The sequence below is a fragment of the Chitinophaga vietnamensis genome (assembly GCF_902167635.1).
Lineage (GTDB): Bacteria > Bacteroidota > Bacteroidia > Chitinophagales > Chitinophagaceae > Chitinophaga > Chitinophaga vietnamensis.
Genome location: NZ_CABHMS010000001.1, coordinates 934,148 through 953,487 on the forward strand (window position 1 = coordinate 934,148; position 19,340 = coordinate 953,487).

Annotated in this window: 15 protein-coding genes and 1 pseudogene; 4 read left to right on the forward strand and 12 right to left on the reverse strand. The window is 50.7% G+C overall.

Going from position 1 to position 19,340, the window contains the following annotated elements:
• Positions 1 to 2: 2 nt before the first annotated feature.
• The 3 genes from FPG75_RS03900 to FPG75_RS03910 all read left to right on the forward strand — a co-directional run bounded on the left by FPG75_RS03900 (position 3) and on the right by FPG75_RS03910 (position 4,666).
• Entirely contained in the window at positions 3 to 770 is a 768-nt protein-coding gene (locus FPG75_RS03900) for a lysophospholipid acyltransferase family protein (protein ID WP_143305238.1), read from the forward strand.
• The gene (gene priA, locus FPG75_RS03905) at positions 767 to 3,211 is read left to right on the forward strand and encodes a replication restart helicase PriA (protein WP_143305239.1); all 2,445 of its coding nucleotides are present in this window, start codon (positions 767 to 769) and stop codon (positions 3,209 to 3,211) included. The genes FPG75_RS03900 and priA overlap by 4 nt, the downstream gene beginning before the upstream one ends.
• A 246-nt stretch (positions 3,212 to 3,457) precedes the next feature.
• A complete protein-coding gene (locus FPG75_RS03910; protein WP_143305240.1) occupies positions 3,458 to 4,666 on the forward strand; it encodes a family 16 glycosylhydrolase in 1,209 nt (402 codons plus the stop codon).
• A 56-nt stretch (positions 4,667 to 4,722) separates the two neighbouring features.
• Here FPG75_RS03910 and FPG75_RS03915 read toward each other — a convergent pair whose 3' ends face one another.
• Positions 4,723 to 6,690 carry a DUF3857 domain-containing protein gene (locus FPG75_RS03915; RefSeq protein WP_161596656.1) on the reverse strand — a complete coding sequence of 656 codons (1,968 nt, stop codon included), beginning with the start codon at positions 6,688 to 6,690 and terminating at the stop codon, positions 4,723 to 4,725.
• Positions 6,691 to 6,715: 25 nt separating this feature from the next.
• Entirely contained in the window at positions 6,716 to 7,390 is a 675-nt protein-coding gene (locus FPG75_RS03920) for an NAD(P)H-binding protein (RefSeq protein WP_143305242.1), read from the reverse strand.
• Between the two features lie 37 nt (positions 7,391 to 7,427).
• Here FPG75_RS03920 and murB point away from each other — a divergent pair, with 37 nt between their 5' ends.
• On the forward strand, positions 7,428 to 8,456 hold the full coding sequence (murB, locus tag FPG75_RS03925; RefSeq protein WP_236654193.1) for a UDP-N-acetylmuramate dehydrogenase: 1,029 nt from the start codon (positions 7,428 to 7,430) through the stop codon (positions 8,454 to 8,456).
• A 107-nt stretch (positions 8,457 to 8,563) separates the two neighbouring features.
• Here the strand turns inward: murB and FPG75_RS03930 are convergent, their stop codons facing one another.
• The 10 genes and pseudogenes from FPG75_RS03930 to FPG75_RS03975 form a co-directional block, all read right to left on the reverse strand.
• Positions 8,564 to 9,526 (reverse strand): YpdA family putative bacillithiol disulfide reductase, encoded by a 963-nt coding sequence (locus tag FPG75_RS03930; protein ID WP_143305243.1) that lies wholly within the window; start codon positions 9,524 to 9,526, stop codon positions 8,564 to 8,566.
• Between the two features lie 12 nt (positions 9,527 to 9,538).
• Positions 9,539 to 10,237, reverse strand: coding sequence for a type 1 glutamine amidotransferase (locus FPG75_RS03935; RefSeq protein WP_143305244.1), 699 nt, complete (start codon positions 10,235 to 10,237; stop codon positions 9,539 to 9,541).
• Positions 10,238 to 10,287: 50 nt separating this feature from the next.
• A complete protein-coding gene (locus tag FPG75_RS03940) occupies positions 10,288 to 11,169 on the reverse strand; it encodes a class I SAM-dependent methyltransferase (protein WP_143305245.1) in 882 nt (293 codons plus the stop codon).
• Between the two features lie 109 nt (positions 11,170 to 11,278).
• Positions 11,279 to 12,238, reverse strand: a complete 960-nt coding sequence (locus FPG75_RS03945; protein ID WP_143305246.1) for a YeiH family protein — start codon at positions 12,236 to 12,238, stop codon at positions 11,279 to 11,281.
• 94 nt (positions 12,239 to 12,332) lie between these two features.
• The gene (locus FPG75_RS03950; RefSeq protein WP_143305247.1) at positions 12,333 to 13,157 is read right to left on the reverse strand and encodes a hypothetical protein; all 825 of its coding nucleotides are present in this window, start codon (positions 13,155 to 13,157) and stop codon (positions 12,333 to 12,335) included.
• Positions 13,158 to 13,296: 139 nt separating this feature from the next.
• Complete coding sequence (locus FPG75_RS03955; RefSeq protein WP_143305248.1) at positions 13,297 to 13,659, reverse strand: hypothetical protein; 363 nt, start codon at positions 13,657 to 13,659, stop codon at positions 13,297 to 13,299.
• Between the two features lie 53 nt (positions 13,660 to 13,712).
• Positions 13,713 to 14,267 carry a hypothetical protein gene (locus FPG75_RS03960; RefSeq protein WP_143305249.1) on the reverse strand — a complete coding sequence of 185 codons (555 nt, stop codon included), beginning with the start codon at positions 14,265 to 14,267 and terminating at the stop codon, positions 13,713 to 13,715.
• A 63-nt stretch (positions 14,268 to 14,330) separates the two neighbouring features.
• Positions 14,331 to 14,765, reverse strand: coding sequence for a phosphohydrolase (locus FPG75_RS03965; RefSeq protein ID WP_143305250.1), 435 nt, complete (start codon positions 14,763 to 14,765; stop codon positions 14,331 to 14,333).
• Between the two features lie 114 nt (positions 14,766 to 14,879).
• Positions 14,880 to 16,811, reverse strand: a pseudogene (nagB, locus tag FPG75_RS03970) (glucosamine-6-phosphate deaminase); the annotation flags it as partial.
• Between the two features lie 217 nt (positions 16,812 to 17,028).
• Positions 17,029 to 19,332, reverse strand: coding sequence for a glycoside hydrolase family 20 protein (locus FPG75_RS03975; RefSeq protein ID WP_201747878.1), 2,304 nt, complete (start codon positions 19,330 to 19,332; stop codon positions 17,029 to 17,031).
• Positions 19,333 to 19,340: the final 8 nt, after the last annotated feature.

Sequence of the window (19,340 nt, forward strand, 5' to 3'; positions counted from 1 at the left end):
TTATGAAATTTCTTTTGAAACTGTTGCGTGTTATTTATGTAGTATACGCCGCCATTATCTTCTTAGGGATCATGTTCCTGATACTGCCGCCGATATTCCTGGCGTCCTTGCTGGGAAAGGAAAAGGGCGGAAATATCATTTTCTATTTTCTCCGTTTCTGGGCACATGCCTGGTTTCCGCTGGTAGGCATGCGCGTATCGCGTGAATATCTTTGTGAGAAAGATAAAGAGCCGTGTATCTACGTGGTGAATCACCGCTCTTACCTGGATGCCGCCATCGCGGTGAAAGTGATGCGCCTGCCTTTCAGGCCGCTGGGCAAAGTGGAAATGTCTAAAATTCCCTTCTTCGGTTTTATTTACAGAAATTCTGTTGTGCCGGTAGACCGCTCCAATGCGCCTGCCCGCGCCCGCAGCGTACGTGAGATGATGACCGCTCTCAAAGCAGGCATCTCCATCCTCATGTTCCCCGAAGGCACCACCAATGAAACCAATCAGCCGCTGAGGCCCTTCCACAACGGGGCTTTCCGCATGGCCATCGAAATGCAGATACCCATCAAACCCGTACTGTACATCGATGCCGGCGACCGGCTGCCGCATACTGGCCCCATGCATTTGAATCCCGGTAAATGCCGCGTCGTGTTCCTGCCCACCATCCCTGTGTCGGGGCTGACCCTCGATGATATCAATACCCTGAAAGAACAGGTATATGAGGTAATGGAAAGCACCCTGCGCAAATACCGGCATTATCCAACCTTGCAGCAAGTAGGATGAAATACGCAGATGTAATACTGCCATTGGCTTTACCTAAAAATTATACTTATGCCGTTCCCGAAAAAATGGAGGCCATCCTCCAGGTAGGGAGCCGTGTGGCCGTACAGCTGGGCAAACAAAAGAAATATGCCGGCATCGTAAAGGCCATCCATGAACAGGCGCCGCCAGACTATAAAACCAAGCCGCTGCTGGATATGCTCGACAAAGAGCCTGTCGTATATCCGACACAGTTAGCCTTCTGGAACTGGATCGCCAGCTACTATATGTGCAGTGAGGGAGAAGTGCTCAACGCCGCATTGCCCGCACATCTCAAACTATCCAGCGAAACACTGCTGCTCTTCAACGACGCCTACGGCGAAGATTTCTCCGCCCTCGACGATGATGAATACCTGATCGCAGAAGCATTGCTCATCCGCAAAGAGCTGCGCATAGACGAAGTACAACTCATCCTCGATAAATCAGAAGTATATACCGTCATCAAAAAACTCATCGAGAAAAAAGTTTGCCTGGTATACGAAGAGCTGAAAGAAGTTTATAAAGAGAAGAAAGAAAACTACGTACTGCTCCACCCTGCCTATCATGAAGAAGAGCAGCTGGCGGCGCTTTTCAACGATATGGGCCGCGCTCCCAAACAAATGGAATTGCTGCTCGCTTATCTTCACCTGCAAAAAACGCAGGGAGAAGTACTGCAAAATGAACTGCTGAAAAAATCCGGCGCTACCACCGCGCAACTCAAAGGGCTGATCGATAAAAATGTATTGTTCATTGAGAAACGCAGGGTAGACCGTATCCAGAACAGCAAGGTAGATACGCAGATCGATTTCGAGTTGAGCCCGGCCCAGGAAACCGCGCTGGCAGCGGTACGCAGCCATTTTAAAGAAAAGCAGGTATCCCTGCTCCACGGCGTTACCTCCAGCGGTAAAACACAGGTATACGTGAAGCTGATGGAAGAATGCCTTGCCAGTGGTAAACAAGTGCTGTACCTGTTGCCCGAGATCGCGCTCACCGCGCAGATCATCCGGCGCTTACAAAAACATTTCGGCAAAAGCATCGGCATCTATCACTCCCGCTTCAATAATAATGAACGTGTGGAGATATGGAACAAGGTCAAGAACGGCGAGCTGCAAATATTGCTGGGCGCGCGTTCCAGCCTGTTGTTGCCTTTCCGCGACCTCGGCCTCATCATCCTCGATGAAGAGCATGATGCCTCTTACAAACAGCATGATCCGGCGCCCCGCTATCATGCGCGCGATGCCGCTATCTATTATGCCGGCCTCTTCAAAGCCAAGGTGCTGCTGGGTTCTGCCACACCCTCGCTGGAGTCCTACTTCAATGCGCAGCAAGGTAAATACGGCCTGGTAGAACTAAAAGAACGTTTTGGCGGCATCGAAATGCCGGCCATCGAAATAGTGGATGTGAAGAAAGAAACCGCCGAAAAGACCATGGACGGCAACTTCACACAAGCCTTGAAAGATGCGATTACACAAAGCATCGCGGAAGAGAAACAGGTGATCCTCTTCCAGAACAGGCGCGGCTATGCACCTTTCATGATGTGCACCACCTGCGGCTGGATACCGCATTGCAAACAATGTGATGTATCGCTCACTTATCATCGTAACCAGGACAAGCTCCATTGCCACTATTGCGGCACGCGTTATCCTTATGTGTATACCTGCGCCGCCTGCGGGAGCCAGTCGCTCGTACCGAAAAGTTTCGGTACTGAAAAGATCGAAGACGACCTGCAACAGGCTTTCCCGGAAGCGCGCATCGCCCGTATGGACGTGGACGCCGTGAGGAATAAGGATAGTCACAATAAAATGATCAAACTCCTCGAAGAAAGAGGGATCGATATTTTAGTAGGCACGCAGATGGTGGTAAAAGGCCTCGACTTCGAAAACGTGAACCTGGTGGGCATCCTCAGCGCTGATAGTCTCCTGAGCTACCCCGATTTCCGTGTGAACGAGCGTGCCTTTCAGCTGATGGAGCAGGTAAGCGGCCGTGCCGGCCGTAAACACGGCAAGGGCAAAGTATTAGTACAGGCCAGCAACACGCGTCATCCGATATTGCACTATGTGACCGAACACGATTACAAAGCTATGTATGATGCCGAGATCGCAGAGCGGCAACAGTTCGGCTATCCGCCATTTTACCGCCTGTTGAAGATCACGCTCCGTCACAAGAACCAGCAGATCGTAGACCAGGCCGCGCAGATATTAGCCAGCTGGCTGCAACCACATCTCGGCCCTCAGCTGGTAGGGCCCGCCGCCCCGCTCGTAGCCAGGGTGCGCAACAACTACCTTCAGGAAATGCTGATCAAACTCCCCCGCGAAACCCGCGTGATCGCGCATACCAAACAAGTGCTCCGCGAATACTTTATACAACTGCTCGCAGAAAAACGCTTCCGCTCCGTAACAATTGTGCCAGACGTAGACTGCATGTAATATTTAGGGATTTAGGGATTTTCGGATTTATGAATTTAATTGGAGCGGAGATGATATTGTTTATCTCCGCTCCAATTAAATTCATAAATCCGTAAATCCGTAAATCCGTAAATTCATAAATCCGTAAATCCATAAATCCGTAAATTCTGCGGGGGCGCCGCAGTGAAATATCCTATCTTAAATGATCATCTCCACGTTATTATATGATCACCCGCTCATTGTTCACCTTTTTTAATTGCAAATTCCATGAGAGTAAAACCTATTTCGTTCCACGTTGGCGCGTTACTGTTAGTCGCCATGAGTTCCTGTACAAAAGATGTAAAAGATAAAGCGGCCCTTGATCCGCTGAATGCGTCTAAAAGCGCCATCACAGCCCAGGCGGCCGCTACTTATAACCTGATATGGTCTGATGAATTTAATGGTACCAGTGTTGACGGCAACAAGTGGCAGTTTGAGACCGGCCCCGGTGTTAATAATGAGAAAGAATATTACCAGGCGGCCAATGCTACGGTAAGCAATGGTAACCTGGTGATCACCGCAAAGAAAGAATCAGTGAATGGCTGGCCGTATACTTCGGCGCGCCTCAATACTGCCGGGCGTTTCACCACCACTTACGGACGTATAGAAGCGCGCATCAAACTACCTTCGTTCCAGGGCCAGTGGCCTGCATTCTGGATGCTGGGTAACAATATCGGTTCCGTTGGATGGCCCAAATGCGGCGAGATCGATATTATGGAACAGGTGAATACCAGCAACACTATCTATGGCACTATCCACTGGGATGTGAATGGACACGTGTCTTACGGTGGCAATATGGCATCTACCCCCACTGATTATCACGTGTATGCGGTAGAGTGGGACCCCAGCTCTATCCGTTGGTATGTGGATGGTACGCAATATCTCACTGCCAATATTTTAAATAATATCAACAATACAGGCGCTTTCCATAATCCTTTCTTCATTATCCTGAACCTCGCTGTGGCAGGGGATTTCCCGGGACAAACGGTAGACGAGAGCAAGCTGCCCGCCAGCATGTATGTGGATTATGTGCGTGTATATTCCATTACGCCAGGCAGCAGTGCGCCGATTGGTTCCACGATCACACTGAAAGGATTTAATAACGCTTATGTAAGCAGCGAGAACGGCACACAACCCATGACTTGCAACCGCGCTACTGCCCAGGCATGGGAACAGTTTTATGTGGAAGATGCCGGCGGCGGCAAGATCGCATTGAAGAGCATGGGCAAGTACGTATCATCTGAAAACGGTGTGAACCCGATTACCTGCAATCGTACAACAGTAGGGGATTGGGAGAAGTTCGACTGGGTGGTGAATGCAGATGGTACTATTGCGCTGCACGGCAACAATGGCCGTTATGTATCGTGTGAGAATGGTACACAGGCCATGACCTGCAACCGTACGGCTATTTCAGGTTGGGAATCGTTCCATTATTGACAACATATTATCTTCGGGTGATCAGTGGCCGGCTGTTTTTGCAGCCGGCCATCTTTTTATTTTTTCTCAAGGATAATACCTTGTTGCTGTATATGTTTGATCCGCTTCATCATGGCTTCGAATGCCGGTTTTTCCGCATCGTTGAAATCGGTGTTGCGGTACCATTCTATCAGGTAAATGTGCAACTGGTTGCCGGATTCTTCGCAACGCATTTTATATCCCAGTGCATTGCTTTTGCTGCTGATATCAGCGCTGAAGTCGGCTTTGTTCATCACTTTGTATCCCGCCGGTATTTCGATGTGCAGTTTCTTTTCCTGGTAGAATGGAAAGCCTATCTGCGCGGGCGTTCCGGCCGGCGGCATTGCGGTGGCAACAGTATTGCTGCCACCCAGTAAAGAACCGATCTTTATATACAACTGGTTGCCTTGTTCCAGCACAAGGTTGGGCGTGGTGAGCGTGCTGTTGAGCACAAAAGGCTCATCGGTGAAAGGATTGTAAGCTTCATTTTTCATGGTAACGCCTGTTACGCGGCGATCGCCGGGCTCCATCGGCAGCAGGAGATTGAGCAAAGCGTTCCTGCGTTCCGTGCTGCTATTACCTTTGAGCGCCTCGCGGATATTGGCCGCAGGGTAGCCGCCGAAGGATTGCACCAATTGCCAGCTGCGGTCTTTGAAAGAAGAGAGCGTGGCTTCCAGTGTGATGTTGCTGTTGGTATAAGTAGGCAATGGCGTGCGTATGAAATCCGTGATCACCTTGCTTTCCTGGCCAATGAGCGTATCGCGGGCGCGTAGCGCGAGGGTGTTGATCCACATCGGTGGGTAGCAGGGAAAGCGTATAGCCGTTTCCGTTGGCGCCAGCGCTTGCCCCAAGGTAGGGAAATACAGCAGCACGTTTTTAGCCAGCGAGCGGTTTACCAGCTGCGAATCCAGCGGGAGCGTATCTCTTGCGGAGGTGAACAGCATCTGCACCGGAACATTGAGCATGTAGTAGATGGCGTTCATCAGGCGGGTGTAGCCGATCTTGTCTGTTCTTTTGGTGCGCAGCGTAGCGATGATATCGCCGGGCTCATACACCTCATCGGGATTATCGACGGTGAAATTGGTTTTCACAAAATTCTCCACCTGGTACACCAGCTGGGCCATCGGCATGCGGCGTTGTGCGAAAGACAAGCGGCTCATCTCTTTTTCCAGCGCTTTGTATTCAGCCTTGCTTACGGCCACATAAGGTACGTAGGCCTCCTCACCGAATTGTTTCCAGGTTACTTTGGTGGTGTCGCGGCCTTCAACGAAAGAATGCAGGGCATAGTCGATACGGCGCAGGCGTGGCAGCGTATAGGCCAGCTCGCTGTTTTCTATTGCAGGAATATTATGTACCGAGAGATCATATACATGGTTGTTGCCGGAGATGCTTTCCGTTACATCGGGCAAACCATTGACGCTCTTGAAACTGAATATCAGATCTTTGGGGGCTACTGCCCTGAAAGTGGCTTCCACACAGGGAATCGCGGACTGTATATATTCAGAACCGGCATAATCGAACTGTGATTTGAGGTTGATCTCATATTCCAGTTCACAGCCGGGTTGAAGGGCGAGATTACTAACGACGATGGCTGTACGATCATCTTTAAGGCGGAGGCTGCGGGTTTGGTTATCGTAGTTCATCACATTGCCATCCGGCATGATCGCACGTACACGAAAGCCGCGCAGGGCCTCGGTTTGTTCGAGTTCCAGCACCAGTTGTGTGAGGCTGTCGGCCGCCGGTTTGGAATTGATGCGCACATTTTTATACACCGTTTTATAGGTGGCATAGCCATCGGCCTTATCACGGTTGGAAGCATTGAAATCCTTGATCACCAGGTATTGCAAGGCGGTATAGGATGAATGAAGTTGACTGGCATCAGGCGCCGGATGCAGTGTGGGCGTAGCTTTCCAGGTATCAGGGAAATAATTGTTCACCTGTGCCTGCGTGGTGGCTGGCCGGGCAAATATAGCGGTGAGGGTCAGGAAGAATATAAGTCGTTGCATAGGCGCTAAAGATACGTACTTTGCCTCAACAAGCTCCCGGTGTTTCTCCGATCTCCTGTATCGCATCTGATTCAAATACATGGATGCCGGCTTCGCCCCTGATTGCCGTTTTTACCATGGCGCTCGCCACGATGGCGGCTTTGATGCCCCGGTATTTCTTCCATCTTCCCTGTAACAAAAAATAGAACAGCTGGATAAGATATTTAGCGATCCATTCGCCCAGGCGAAATTCTTTTCTTTGCCCCAGCAGGAAAGAAGGCCGGAAGATATAAGTAGCGCGGAAGCCGGCACCGGCGATCACGTTTTCTATTTCGCCTTTGGTGCGCAGGTAAAATGAGCGGGAATGCTGGTTGGCGCCGATAGACGACATCAGGAGAAATTTATCTGTTCCTTGCTGCCGCGCGATGCGGGCGCATCTTGCCGGGATATCAAAATCCACTTCGCGGAAGGCTTGCTGGCTGCCAGCCTTTTTAATGGTAGTACCGATGCAACAAAAGAGGTCATCGCCATGCAGTGCAGCGGCCAGGCTTTCGTCATCTTTAAAGTCCACGATCACGCTTTCCAGTCCCGGCCGCGGATGCGCCCAGGGCTGGCGTACGAGCACTTTCACCTTGCTGTAATATGGCTGTTGCAGCAGCGCTGCCACCACATGTGCGCCGGTCATGCCCGTAGCGCCGATTACTATGGCTGTTTTATTCATGTATCGATTATCTTTGCCTGATTATAAAGTTAAGTTATTGAAGCTTTTTATGCGCATCTCCGAAAATGTTCCGCTCCAGCCATATAATACGTTTGGTATTGCCGCTACGGCACGCTATTTCGCATCTTTCAGCCATGTAGAAGACCTGCAGGCGCTGCTGGCCGATACCCGCGCCAGCAGTCTGCCTCACATGATATTGGGCGGCGGCAGCAATATCCTGCTCACACAGGATTACAATGGTATCATCCTCAAAAATGAGATCAAAGGCATCACTACCATCAGGGAAGATAACGACTACGTATATGTGAAAGCCGGCGCAGGGGAGAACTGGCATGGCTTTGTGCAGCATTGCATTGCCGCCAACCTCGCCGGACTGGAAAACCTGTCGCTCATACCCGGCAACGTAGGGGCCAGCCCGATGCAGAATATTGGCGCATATGGCGTGGAGATAAAAGACTGCTTTCATGAACTGGAAGCGCTGCACCTGAAAGACCAGCAGGTAGCGACTTTCAGCAATGCGGACTGCCAGTTCGGTTACCGTGAAAGCGTTTTCAAAAAGCAATACCGTCAGCAATTTGCGATCCTGTCTGTCACCTATCGTTTAAATAAAACACCTCATTTCAATACCAGCTACGGCGCGATAGAAGAGGAGCTGCGCCGCATGGGGGTACAGGAATTGTCTATCCAGGCGATCAGCCAGGCGGTGATCAATATCCGTTCGTCCAAACTGCCTGATCCTGCGCAGATCGGCAATGCCGGCAGCTTCTTCAAAAACCCTTCTATTGATCAAGCCAAATACGAACAGCTGAAAGCCGCTTTCCCTGACATTGTCGCATACCCGTTGCCCGACGATCATTACAAACTTGCCGCCGGCTGGCTGATCGAGCAATGCGGCTGGAAAGGCTATCGCTCCGGCGATGCCGGCGTGCACGCCAAACAGGCGCTGGTACTGGTGAACTATGGCCATGCCAAAGGCAATGAGATCTATGCGCTGTCGCAGGAGATCGTGGATAGCGTGATGGAAAAGTTTGGTGTGGAGTTGGAGAGAGAGGTGAATATTATTTGAGGATTTTTTGATTTACGGATTTATGAATTTATGGCGGATCTGAAGTCTGCCACAAATTCGTAAATCCGTAAATCCGTAAATTCGTAAATCCGTAAATCAAAAAATTCTCAAATCTTAATATTGCTTATAATCCTGTCCGCATGTTCCCTTGAATTCTCAATAAACCACAAATGCGTGTCCATGCCGCCGCACACTACCCCTGCTAAATAAATACGCGGCATATTTGTTTCCATCGTTATCGGATTGTAGGCCGGATGTTTCTTGCCATCGTCAGACAGTGCAATGCCTGTTTGTTCGAGGAAGCGGAAGTTAGGCTGGTAGCCTGTCATGGCGATCACAAAATCGTTAGGGATGGTGATCATACCTTCCGGGGTGTTGATATCCACTTCCTGCTCGCGGATAGCCTGTACGGTGGAGTGGAAATAGGCTTTGATCGAGCCTTCCTTGATACGGTTTTCGATATCAGGTTTTACCCAGTATTTCACACGGGAGCCGATACCTTCTTCCCGGATCACCATGGTCACATGTGCGCCTTTGCGGTAGGTTTCGAGAGCCGCATCCACAGCGGAGTTGTGGGCGCCGATCACGAGCACTCGCTGGGTAGCGTAGAAGTGAGGATCTTTATAGTAATGCGTTACTTTAGGAAGATGTTCACCGGGTATGTTGAGCATGTTGGGGATATCATAGAAACCGGTGGCGATCACTACATGCCGGGCATGGTATGTTCCTTTGGAAGTAGTAATCGTATACTCGTTGGCGTTAGGTGTTACCTGTTGTACTTCTTCAAACAATTTAATGTTGATGTGATGGGAGGTGGCTACGCGGCGGTAGTATTCCAAAGCCTCTGGCCTGGTGGGTTTCGGGTTGATGGAAACAAAGGGCACGCCTCCGATCTCCAACCTTTCGGAGGTGGAGAAAAAGGTCATATACAGGGGATAGTTGAATAAGGAATTGACGAGACATCCTTTCTCTATCACTATGTAAGTAAGTCCGGCCTTCTGTGCCGAGAGGGCGCAGGCGATACCAATAGGCCCTCCGCCTATGATCAGTACATCAAATGCAGCATTCATGTTTCCATATTTTTACAACGCGGCCATAAATTGCAACAGGCGTTTCATGGTGTTGTTGTTGTCTTTTAACAGGTGTTGTTGTGCCAGTATATCTTCCCGGCTTTGAATGAACTGGCCGCCTTTTGCGATCACTTCTTTTCCGAAGTCGAGCATGCCGGGCAATGCATCGGGTGTTACTTCCATATGAAATTGCAGCCCGATCACGCGGTCGCCATAGATAAACGCCTGGTTATTGCAAGCCGAAGAGGCGGCGAAACGGGTAGCATTGGCGGGTATATCGAAGGTGTCGCCGTGGAAATGGAAAGTATCCATATGTTGTGGCAGCACATCGATGAGTGGTGCGGCATTGTCCTGGAAAGTAAAGTCGATGGGATAGATGCCCAGCTCTATCTGTGTATGTGGATATACTTTAGCGCCGAGTGCGGCGGCCAGCAGCTGTGAGCCGAGACAGATGCCCAGCACTTTTTTGTTTTGTTGTATGGCTTCGCGGATGAGTGTTATTTCTCCGGCCATCCAGGGATATTGATCCGCTTCATATACGCCCATGGGGCCACCCATGATGATGAGCCAGTCGGCATCGACCAGTGGTGCGGTGTCGGCTGTTGCTTCGTACCAGCGGGTACCGGTGAGGCGGTGTCCTTCCTGCTTTATCCAGTCTTCAATGCAAGCCAGCCCTTCAAACGGAACATGTTGGAAATAGTGAATATGCATACGGATCTTTTTTGCCTGACAAAGTTCCGGCAAAGATCCGATATTCAAAATTATTTCAGCTCTGCTTTTACGACGCAGAAGTATTCATAGCCGTGCATGTGGTTGGCGGCGGCGCCGAAGTATTGAGCGCGATATTTGTCAGCGCCGCCTTCATAGAGCACGCGCATATTACGTTCCCGCATAAACGAATCCCATTCTGCCGGATGCATGCCGTAGTTCCATTTGTCGCCACCGGCGCGCATCGTGCGGGCGATGCGGCGGAAACCGCGATAGGCGGTAGGGTTGTCGAGCGCGGCTTTGTTCATATACGTAAAGATCACTTGCGTGCCTGCCGGGAAACGGTTGATATACCGGAAGATGGTATCGGCTTCACGTGCTTTCAGGTCGCTGGTGAGGCCTTCCCAGAGGAACAAGGTCTTGTAATGCTGGCGCTGCAATAGTTGATCGAATACCTCCGACATGGGCTGGGTGTTGATATCCAGCGGGATATAGTCTACGAACTTCGCCGGTTCTTCCAGTAATTCGTATAGCCGTTGCTGTTTGCGATACTGGCTTTCAGGATGGTCTATCTCTACAAACTGCACCGGCGATTCGGTTTTCAGGCGATGAGCGCGGGTATCGATACGGGCGTTCAGGATGATCACCTGGTTGATACCTTGCTTGTCTACCGCTTCCACGATCATGTCATCGATCAGGCGGGTACGGGCGATACCTGCGGTATAGGTGCCCGGCCAGAAGAATTGTATATACGCGGTGAACAGGCGCCGGAACAGCGGAAATGCGCAACAGGCAATAGCTGTCTGGTACCTTTTGTCAACAAAAGCGGCCGCAAAGGGATCATAAAGCAATCTCTTGTCGGCGGGTTTGCTGCTCTCTATAGCTCTGAACACGGCCATATAGATGGATGACCTGCTGGCGGGACTCCAGCTCATAAAACAGGTTTGTGCATAATGGTTATTTTTTCCTGCAAGGAGATTTTGGCTATCTCAACATTCTATGTTTCCAAATTTAACGAATCAAAATGAGAATTCCAGCATTAGATCATGCCCAATGAAGGATGGCCGCCAAAGCGCCGGCGCTGATAGCGATCCATAGTACAATGCCCTGTAGTAGCGGTTTCCAGCCGATGCTGGCCAGCGTTTGGCGGGTAAGGCCCGCGCCGATCAGGAAAAGCGTGAGCGAGAGTCCTGTTTTGGCGCCGCTTACCAGCCAGGGGCCGATCGTACGCACTGCTGGTACCCAGGTGTTGAGCAACATGACCAATACAAAGCCGGCGATGAACCAGGGTATCTTTATTTTTTTAGCGCCGCTGCGGAAGAAGAAGGTAGTGAGCAAGGCCATGGGAATGATCCACAGCGCGCGTGACAACTTCACGGTGGTGGCCACTTGCAGGGCTTCGTCGCCATATTTGGCGGCGGCGCCTACCACGGAGCTGGTATCGTGTATGGCTACCGCGCTCCACAGCCCGAACTGTGTTTGCGACAATTGCAGCCAATGGCCTACTGCAGGGAAGATGAACAAGGCGGCGCTATTGAGGAGAAATATGATGCCCAGCGCAGCGGATATCTGTTTCTCTGTTGCTTTGATCACGGGGGAGATGGCCGCGATGGCGCTACCGCCGCAGATGGCGGTGCCGCAAGCTACCAGGTGCGAAGTGTGTTTGTCTATGCGCAGCCAGCGGCCCAGCAATGTGCCGAGCAGCATGGTGGCGGCGATGGATGCGATGGTGAAGATCCAGCCTTCGCTGCCCGCTTTCAGGGCGCTGTGCGCATCCATGCCGAAGCCCAGCCCTATCACCGACAGCTGCAACAGCCAGTGGGTAAGCCCCGGCGTTACATTGGCGAAAGGATTGCCGATGGTTTGCGCCAATGCGATACCGAGCAGCAATGCTATGGGCGGTGTCATGAAAGGCAGCAGGGTAGCGGCTCCTGCCAGCAGGAACACTGTTTTGTAAAGGGCTGACGCCTGTTGCCAGCTGCTGATGAATGGCTGTTGTTGCATGTGCTGATCCTTTGTTTCGAGGTACAAAGTTCAGCAGTATCCGGTCGCAAGTCAAATGCCTATTGGTGATAGATCATAACCAGAAGTTATAGGATCAATCAACGGAAAGAATAAAGGAATTGAATTTTTTGCAGAAATCATCCCGGAGGGTTTTGTCGATCCCGTTGAGGAAGTTGATGGCAAACCCGCGCTGCATACGGCGCGAGGTGGTGCCTTCGATGCTAAGGGGGCGGGCATGTATCACACCAATCAGCTCATTGCCCTGGAATACCAGCGCCAGCCGGTACATAGGACTGGGATCATCGATACCGCTTTCGTAGTTGAACCAGAGCACGTAGGGTTTCAGCACTTTTTCTTCTTCCAGCTTGAAGTTGCGGATGAAGGGTTGCATGGCGTCCAGGCTGTAGTTCTTGTGTTGTTTGAGGTAGCTGGCCACGGCATTTTCGATGATGGTGCCGCTACGGATGCTGGTTTGCTCCGTATAGCCGTTTACGGTAGCCCACATCTTTTCGCCGTTGGTGGCTACGGGCAGGCGGGTATCGCGTTTCAGCTCGCCGGCCACTACGCCATTCACTTTCAGCTTGCGGCCTTTGCGGAAGAGCGGCTTGCGGTACTCGTCCGGCGTGATGTCGATATCCACGCTCACAGGGTACCATCCTTTTTGCAAACTGGCGCAGCGCACAGGGATATAGTCCGCGAGCGTGGCCAGCACATCGCCGTTGGGGGCGGTGCGCAGCGTGGCGGCGCCGCTGATGCGTTCTCCGATCACAGGGGCAGCAGCGGCTGTTTTCTTCTTCGTATTGTTGGTATGGGAACTGGAGGTAGTGTCTTCTTCGTTATCGTATTTACTATGCCTGCCCTTCTGGTCGCAGGCGGCCAGCAGCATGACTGCCAGCACCAGGTGGATGATCTTCTTCATAAATCACTCTGATACAGGCCGTAAGATAATCAATTACGAATTACGAATTAAGAATTACGGTGTTTATTAATCAATGTATGGGCAGAATGTTAATGAACCATATTGCATCTACCAATATCCAGCCCCGTAGGGGCGATATCTATTCTTTAATGGAAAATAAAATGCTGTCGCCGGATTGAATACGGTTGATCTGTTTCATACTGGAGAATGGATCGAGTGGCGACCAATCGCTGGAAATATAGAGCAGTACCGGCTTTCCAATGAAGGCTTGGAATTGGGCGGCATTTTTTTTATGCGCGATATAATAAATACGGGGATCCTCTTTCAGGTGAATAACAGTACCGGGCGATCCATCTTTTACGATCTCCACGATTCCTCTTCTGGCGGTACAACGGTGTAAGGATGCATGGCTGCTGCCGGGGAGGCCGGAGATCAGCAATACCAAAATCAGTGCAGCGGCCAGCAACAGGGCCATGCCGCCTTTCTTGTAGGTTGTCGTCATAAGTACAGGGGATAAGGTTCTTCAAGCGCGGATAGCGCCTGAAGAACGAATAATTATTTCTCTTCTTCTTCTTCCCATTCACCGGTTTCATTCCACTCTTCATCGTCCCAGTCTTCCTCTTCTTCCTCGATGAGCAAACTCGCTTCTGATCCGGGTTCTACATTGTTGCTACGCCAGTGGGCCACGATTTCGTCGGCACGTTGTTGTACGGGCCCGAAGTTGTCGATCTTTTTTCCTTCAAAGAAAACTTCGGTATTGAGCACGTCTTTTATTTGCTGATAACAATCGGCTAACAGGGAAATGTTGACGGGCGCATTGCGCAGCGCGCTGTAAGACAGGCGCAGGGAATCGAAAGGGCCGGCGTTGTGAAATACTTCTTCGCCATTCTGCATGGGGAAGAGCCATACCAGTACATCATCTCCTTCTTCCTCACCGTTAAGTATGCCGAAGAAATCATCTAGTTGTTCAAAGCCCAGCGAGGCCAATTGTTCAAAGGCCCTGTTTTTGGGCGGGAATTTCGGATGATCTTCTCCGGTAATTAAAAAAAGTTCTCCGAATCTTGGTTTTTCTTTCGTGAACCTGAAGTCAATGAGGATATCATTTTCCATCGATGGGTAAACTTTTGCTTATGTAATTTAATTGTTTAATCGGGAAAGCTGTTCAATTTTTATTTAAGTGCGGGCAAGCGCTGCTGAAATGCGTTGCCATGCGTGCAGATACTTATTGAGCCGTGCAACATCTTTATCTTGTACGATGGACATGCGTTTGATGTCCATATTATCGGTGAGGTCATTGAGTTTCACCAGGCATGCGAGCCGGTTTTGCAGGGTACGGTTTACAAAATGTTCGTAGTCCTCTTCATCAGAAAGTTTCGTCACGCAGCGAAGCGCTTCGAGGATATGCGGTGCGAGGCCTTCCCGGGCAAGGGCTTCAAAGGTCCAGTCGCTGTCTTCGACCACATCATGTAGTACGCCCAATATTTTCTCATCCTCCGTACGGCCTTGCTGCATCACACGGAACACATGGCCGATATAAGGCTGACCATATTTATCTACCTGGTTCTTGTGTGCATCGATCGCGATTTCAATGGCACGGCTGAGCGTCATGTGAGGATATTTTGTTGTAGGGGTGAAGGTAGATCAGATTTTTGATTTTTTGATATGTTGAAAATAAAAAGTCCCGCCGGATAGCGGGACTTTTTTATGATCATATGAAGATGATTACATGAAATGATAACGTACGAAAGCCTCCATGGCGGCGTATTTCTGCAAGCCGAGCTTATCATACAACTCTGCGGTATTGGCGTTGCGGTCTTCTGCGCGCTGCCAGAACTCGCGGAGGTCGGTACCCTGGAAAGGCACCACATCTTTCTGACTTTGGTGGATGAAGATACCAAGACGTTTCTGCATCACCTGGTCAGGGCTCATGGGCACTGCCATTTCAATCTCATGGATATCCCATTCCTGCCATGCGCCTTTGTAAAGCCATACCCAGCAATCTTTTGCCCAGTCGTCGTGTTTCACGATCTCCAGTGCAGCGAAGATGATATCCAGGCAAACTTTGTGGGTGCCATGCGGATCGGCGAGATCGCCGGCGCAATAAATTTGTTGTGGTTTTATTTTACGCAGCAGGTCTACCGTGAGCTGCACATCTTCAGGACCCATTGGTTTCTTTTCTACCAGACCGGTTTCATAGAAAGGCAAGTTCATAAAGTGGGCATTCTCTTCGGGGATACCTACGTAGCGGCAGGTAGCTTTGGCTTCGCAACGGCGGATGAGGCCTTTGATAGCGCGGATCTCCGGAGTATCTTTCTGGCTGGGCTTTTTCACGTTGATGAACGCTTTGGCATCTTCCAGGATATTGGAGCTTTTGCTGTTGTTGATATCGAACATGCTTTCAAAGCCTACGGCGAAGTCGATGAAACGCAGCAGGAACTCATCATTCACGGCGATGTTACCGGAAGTCTGGTAAGCTACGTGTACATCATGGCCTTGCTCGTGCAGGCGGATGAAAGTACCGCCCATAGAGATGATATCATCATCCGGGTGGGGAGAGAAAATGATCACGCGTTTTTTCGCGGGCTCGGAGCGCTCGGGATGTTTGGGCAGCTGTGGGCCTGGTTTGCCGCCGGGCCAGCCAGTGATGGTATCACGGAGCGCATTAAATTCTTTGATGTTAAGCTCATATGCCGAACCGTATTGTACGATCAGGTCGTTCAAACCGTTCTCGTTATAATCCCTGTCGGTGAGCATGAGGATCGGTTTGTTCAGCTTGAGAGCCAGGTTGGTAACGGCTTTGCGGATAAGACCGGGCGTCCATTCGCAATCGCCGGTGAGCCATGGCTCTTTGAAGCGTGTCAGTTCCTGTGATGCCTGTTCGTCGATCACGAACTTGGCATTAGGATGCTGTTGGAGCAGGGAAGCAGGCACCTGGTCAGTGCTCTGACCTTCTACAGAGCGGCGTACGATCTTGGCTTTGTGGGAACCCCAGGCCATGAGCAGTATACGTTTCGCTTTGAAGATAGTGCCGATACCCATGGTGATGGCCAAACGCGGCACCTGGCTCATGTTCGGGAATTCGTAAGCGTTTGCCAGACGGGTGCTGTTATCCAGCGTGATCAAACGGGTATGTGAGTTGATATTGGAACCGGGTTCGTTGAAACCGATATGGCCGTTGTTACCAATGCCCAGTATCTGGATATCGATGCCACCAGCCGCTTCAACGCGTTTGTCGTATTCTTCGCAGTATTTTTTGATCTGGTCTTTCGGGATGGTGCCATCTGGTACAAAGTAGCTGCCTTCCGGAATATCCACATGGTTGAACAGGTGTTCTTTCATAAAGCGGTTGTAGCTCTGCAGCGCATCCGGCTCTATGGGGTAATATTCATCCAGGTTGAACGTAATAACATTTTTGAAGCTCAGACCTTCTTCTTTGTGAAGGCGAACCAGTTCGGCATAAAGGTACTTGGGAGTGGAGCCTGTAGCTAAGCCCAATACACATTTCTGATTGGCAGCCTGCCTTTCGCGTATCAGCGCGGCAATTTCCTGTGCCACAGCCTTTGAACCTTCTTTCGCCGAGGGATAGATATCCACTGCGATCTGTTCAAAGCTGTCAATCAGTTCGATTTCCTGATGATTAATCGTCATTTGTAAACGTTTTTGATTAGATGCGGTTTAAAAACGAGCCGGAAAATTAAAGAAAATACTGCTAAATATGTGCAAATATTAGCGGGTATTTAATTTTTATTTCTCGCAAAGTTCGCAGAGGAGCAAAGCAGCAAAGGCGGGCTTCGCCCGCAGAAAAAATATTTTTACCCGCGGGCGAAGCCCGCCTTTGCTGCTTTGCTGCTTTGCCCCTCTGCGGGAAATATTATTGCACGATCAGCTCATCGGCGAATACCCAGGCCGGATTACCCGCGCCTGCTGCGCCGGCAGGTATCTTGCCCGCATTTTGAACATTCATTTTAATATAACGGCCACGCACATTGTCCAGCTTGCCGCGCACACGGTTGATGCCGGTCTGCGGGAAAGCAGTTTGCTTATACACTTCTTTCCACATCTTGCCATCTTCAGAAACAGAGAAAGTGACCTGTTTGGGTGGATAGATCCAGTTGCCTTTTACGCTCAATGTATTCATACCTACAAGATGAATGTCCTGCACGCTATCCAGTTCCACTGTAGCTTCCATATCGGCGCCATTGTAGCCGAACCACTGGTTATCGTTATAGGTGTCGGAACCTTCGATACCGTTCACCAGCGCAAAGCTGCTGCCCGGATTGTAGGACTGGCTGGGCGGAGCAGCCAATGTTACTTTTTTGCCCAGGGCTTTATGGAAGATAAAATACTGGTTGTATTCATTACCGAAAGGTTTGCCATCAGCGGTGAACACCTGCGCGCGCACTGTGCCGCTCTGTTGTATGGGCAGTGGCGCAGCGTAAGCGTGCGATTGCATCGTGGGCGCGCTGCTATCGGTAGTATAGAAGATCTTGCCGCCATCCAGCTTGCTGTCGAGCTGCACTTCGATACCGCCTTTCTTGCTTGCTGCTACTGTGCCGCGTGCTTCAAACACATGTTTGGCGTAATTCACTTTTTTCATGTCGAGGCGCTTCACATGCAATTTCAATCTTTCGAGAAAGTTGTCATAGTTCTTTCTTTCCGGCTGGCTCCACAATACTTCTGCCAGTGCGCTGGCCCGTGGATACACCATATATTCGAGATAGTCGGCATTGTTGATGTATTCTGTCCATACATTGGCTTGCGCGCCTTTGATGTATTTCGCTTCATCTTTGCTCAGTTCTGTGGGCACTGGCTCGTAGGCATATACCATGCTTACCGGCGTGTAGCCGCCGATGGCAATAGGTTCGTTCTTGCTCTGTGATTGATAGTGATCGAAGTAGCAGTAGTTGCCGGGCGTCATGATCACCCCGTGTTTTTGTTTCGCTGCTGCGATACCGCCTTCGATGCCTCTCCAGCTCATTACGGTAGCATTAGGAGCAAGACCGCCTTCGAGTATCTCATCCCAGCCAATGATCTGACGACCTTTACTGTTGAGGTATTTCTCCATGCGCTGGATGAAATAGCTCTGCAAGGCATGTGCATCTTTCAGGCCTTCCTGTTTCATGCGGGCCTGGCATTTGGGGCATTTCTCCCAGCGTACTTTGGGGCATTCGTCGCCACCGATGTGGATATACTTGCTGGGGAAGAGTTCCATCACTTCGTCGAGCACGCCTTCGAGAAACGTATATACGCTATCGTTACCTGCGCAGTATACATCGTCGTATACGCCCCAGTGGGTGCCTACTTCGTAGGGGCCGCCGGTGCAGCCGAGGTTGGGATAGGCGGCGAGTGCGGCGAGAGAGTGGCCGGGCATTTCGATTTCAGGAATGACGGTCACGAAATGTTCGCTGGCATATTTCACTACTTCTTTCACCTGTTCCTGGGTGTAGAAGCCGCCGTAAGGTTTACCATCGTATTTGTTGTCGGCATAGCGGCCGGCCATGGTTTCCTTGCGTTTGGAGGCTACTTCCTGCAAGCGCGGATAACGCTTGATCTCGATGCGCCAGCCCTGGTCTTCGGTGAGGTGCCAGTGGAAGGTGTTGTATTTGTGCATCGCCAGCAGGTCGATATATTTCTTGATAAATTCTACCGGGAAGAAGTGACGGCCCACATCGAGGTGCAGCCCGCGGTAAGCGAAGCGGGGCGCATCTTTCACGGCTACGGCAGGGATATACAGGGCATTGCCTTTTTCTACGGGCAGCAGCTGGATGAGCGACTGCACGCCATAAAAAGTGCCGGCGCTGCTGTTGCCATGAATGGCGATATTATTATGATCTACATCCAGCGTATAGGCTTCTCCGTTAGTACTGTCGCTACCGCTTTGCAACAGTATGGCGTTGCGGTCGGCCTGGTCTTTAATGGTGAGTTCGTAGCCGGTGAGTTCTTTGAGCCAGCTATTGAACAGGGCGGCAGTTTGTTTATCGGCTGCATTGGAAGCAACGATCACGGTGTGTTTGTCGAGCAGAAAGGAGTCTGTCTTTTCTGTGATGCTTGCAGGCATCGGGATAATGCTCACCTTACCTTTGGGCGCGTCTGCATGTTGGGTGGAGGAGCAGCTCCAGAGGCCTGCTGCGGCCATCACCACGCAAAGGCGGGAGATGTTTTTCTTTATCATCATTGGCATAT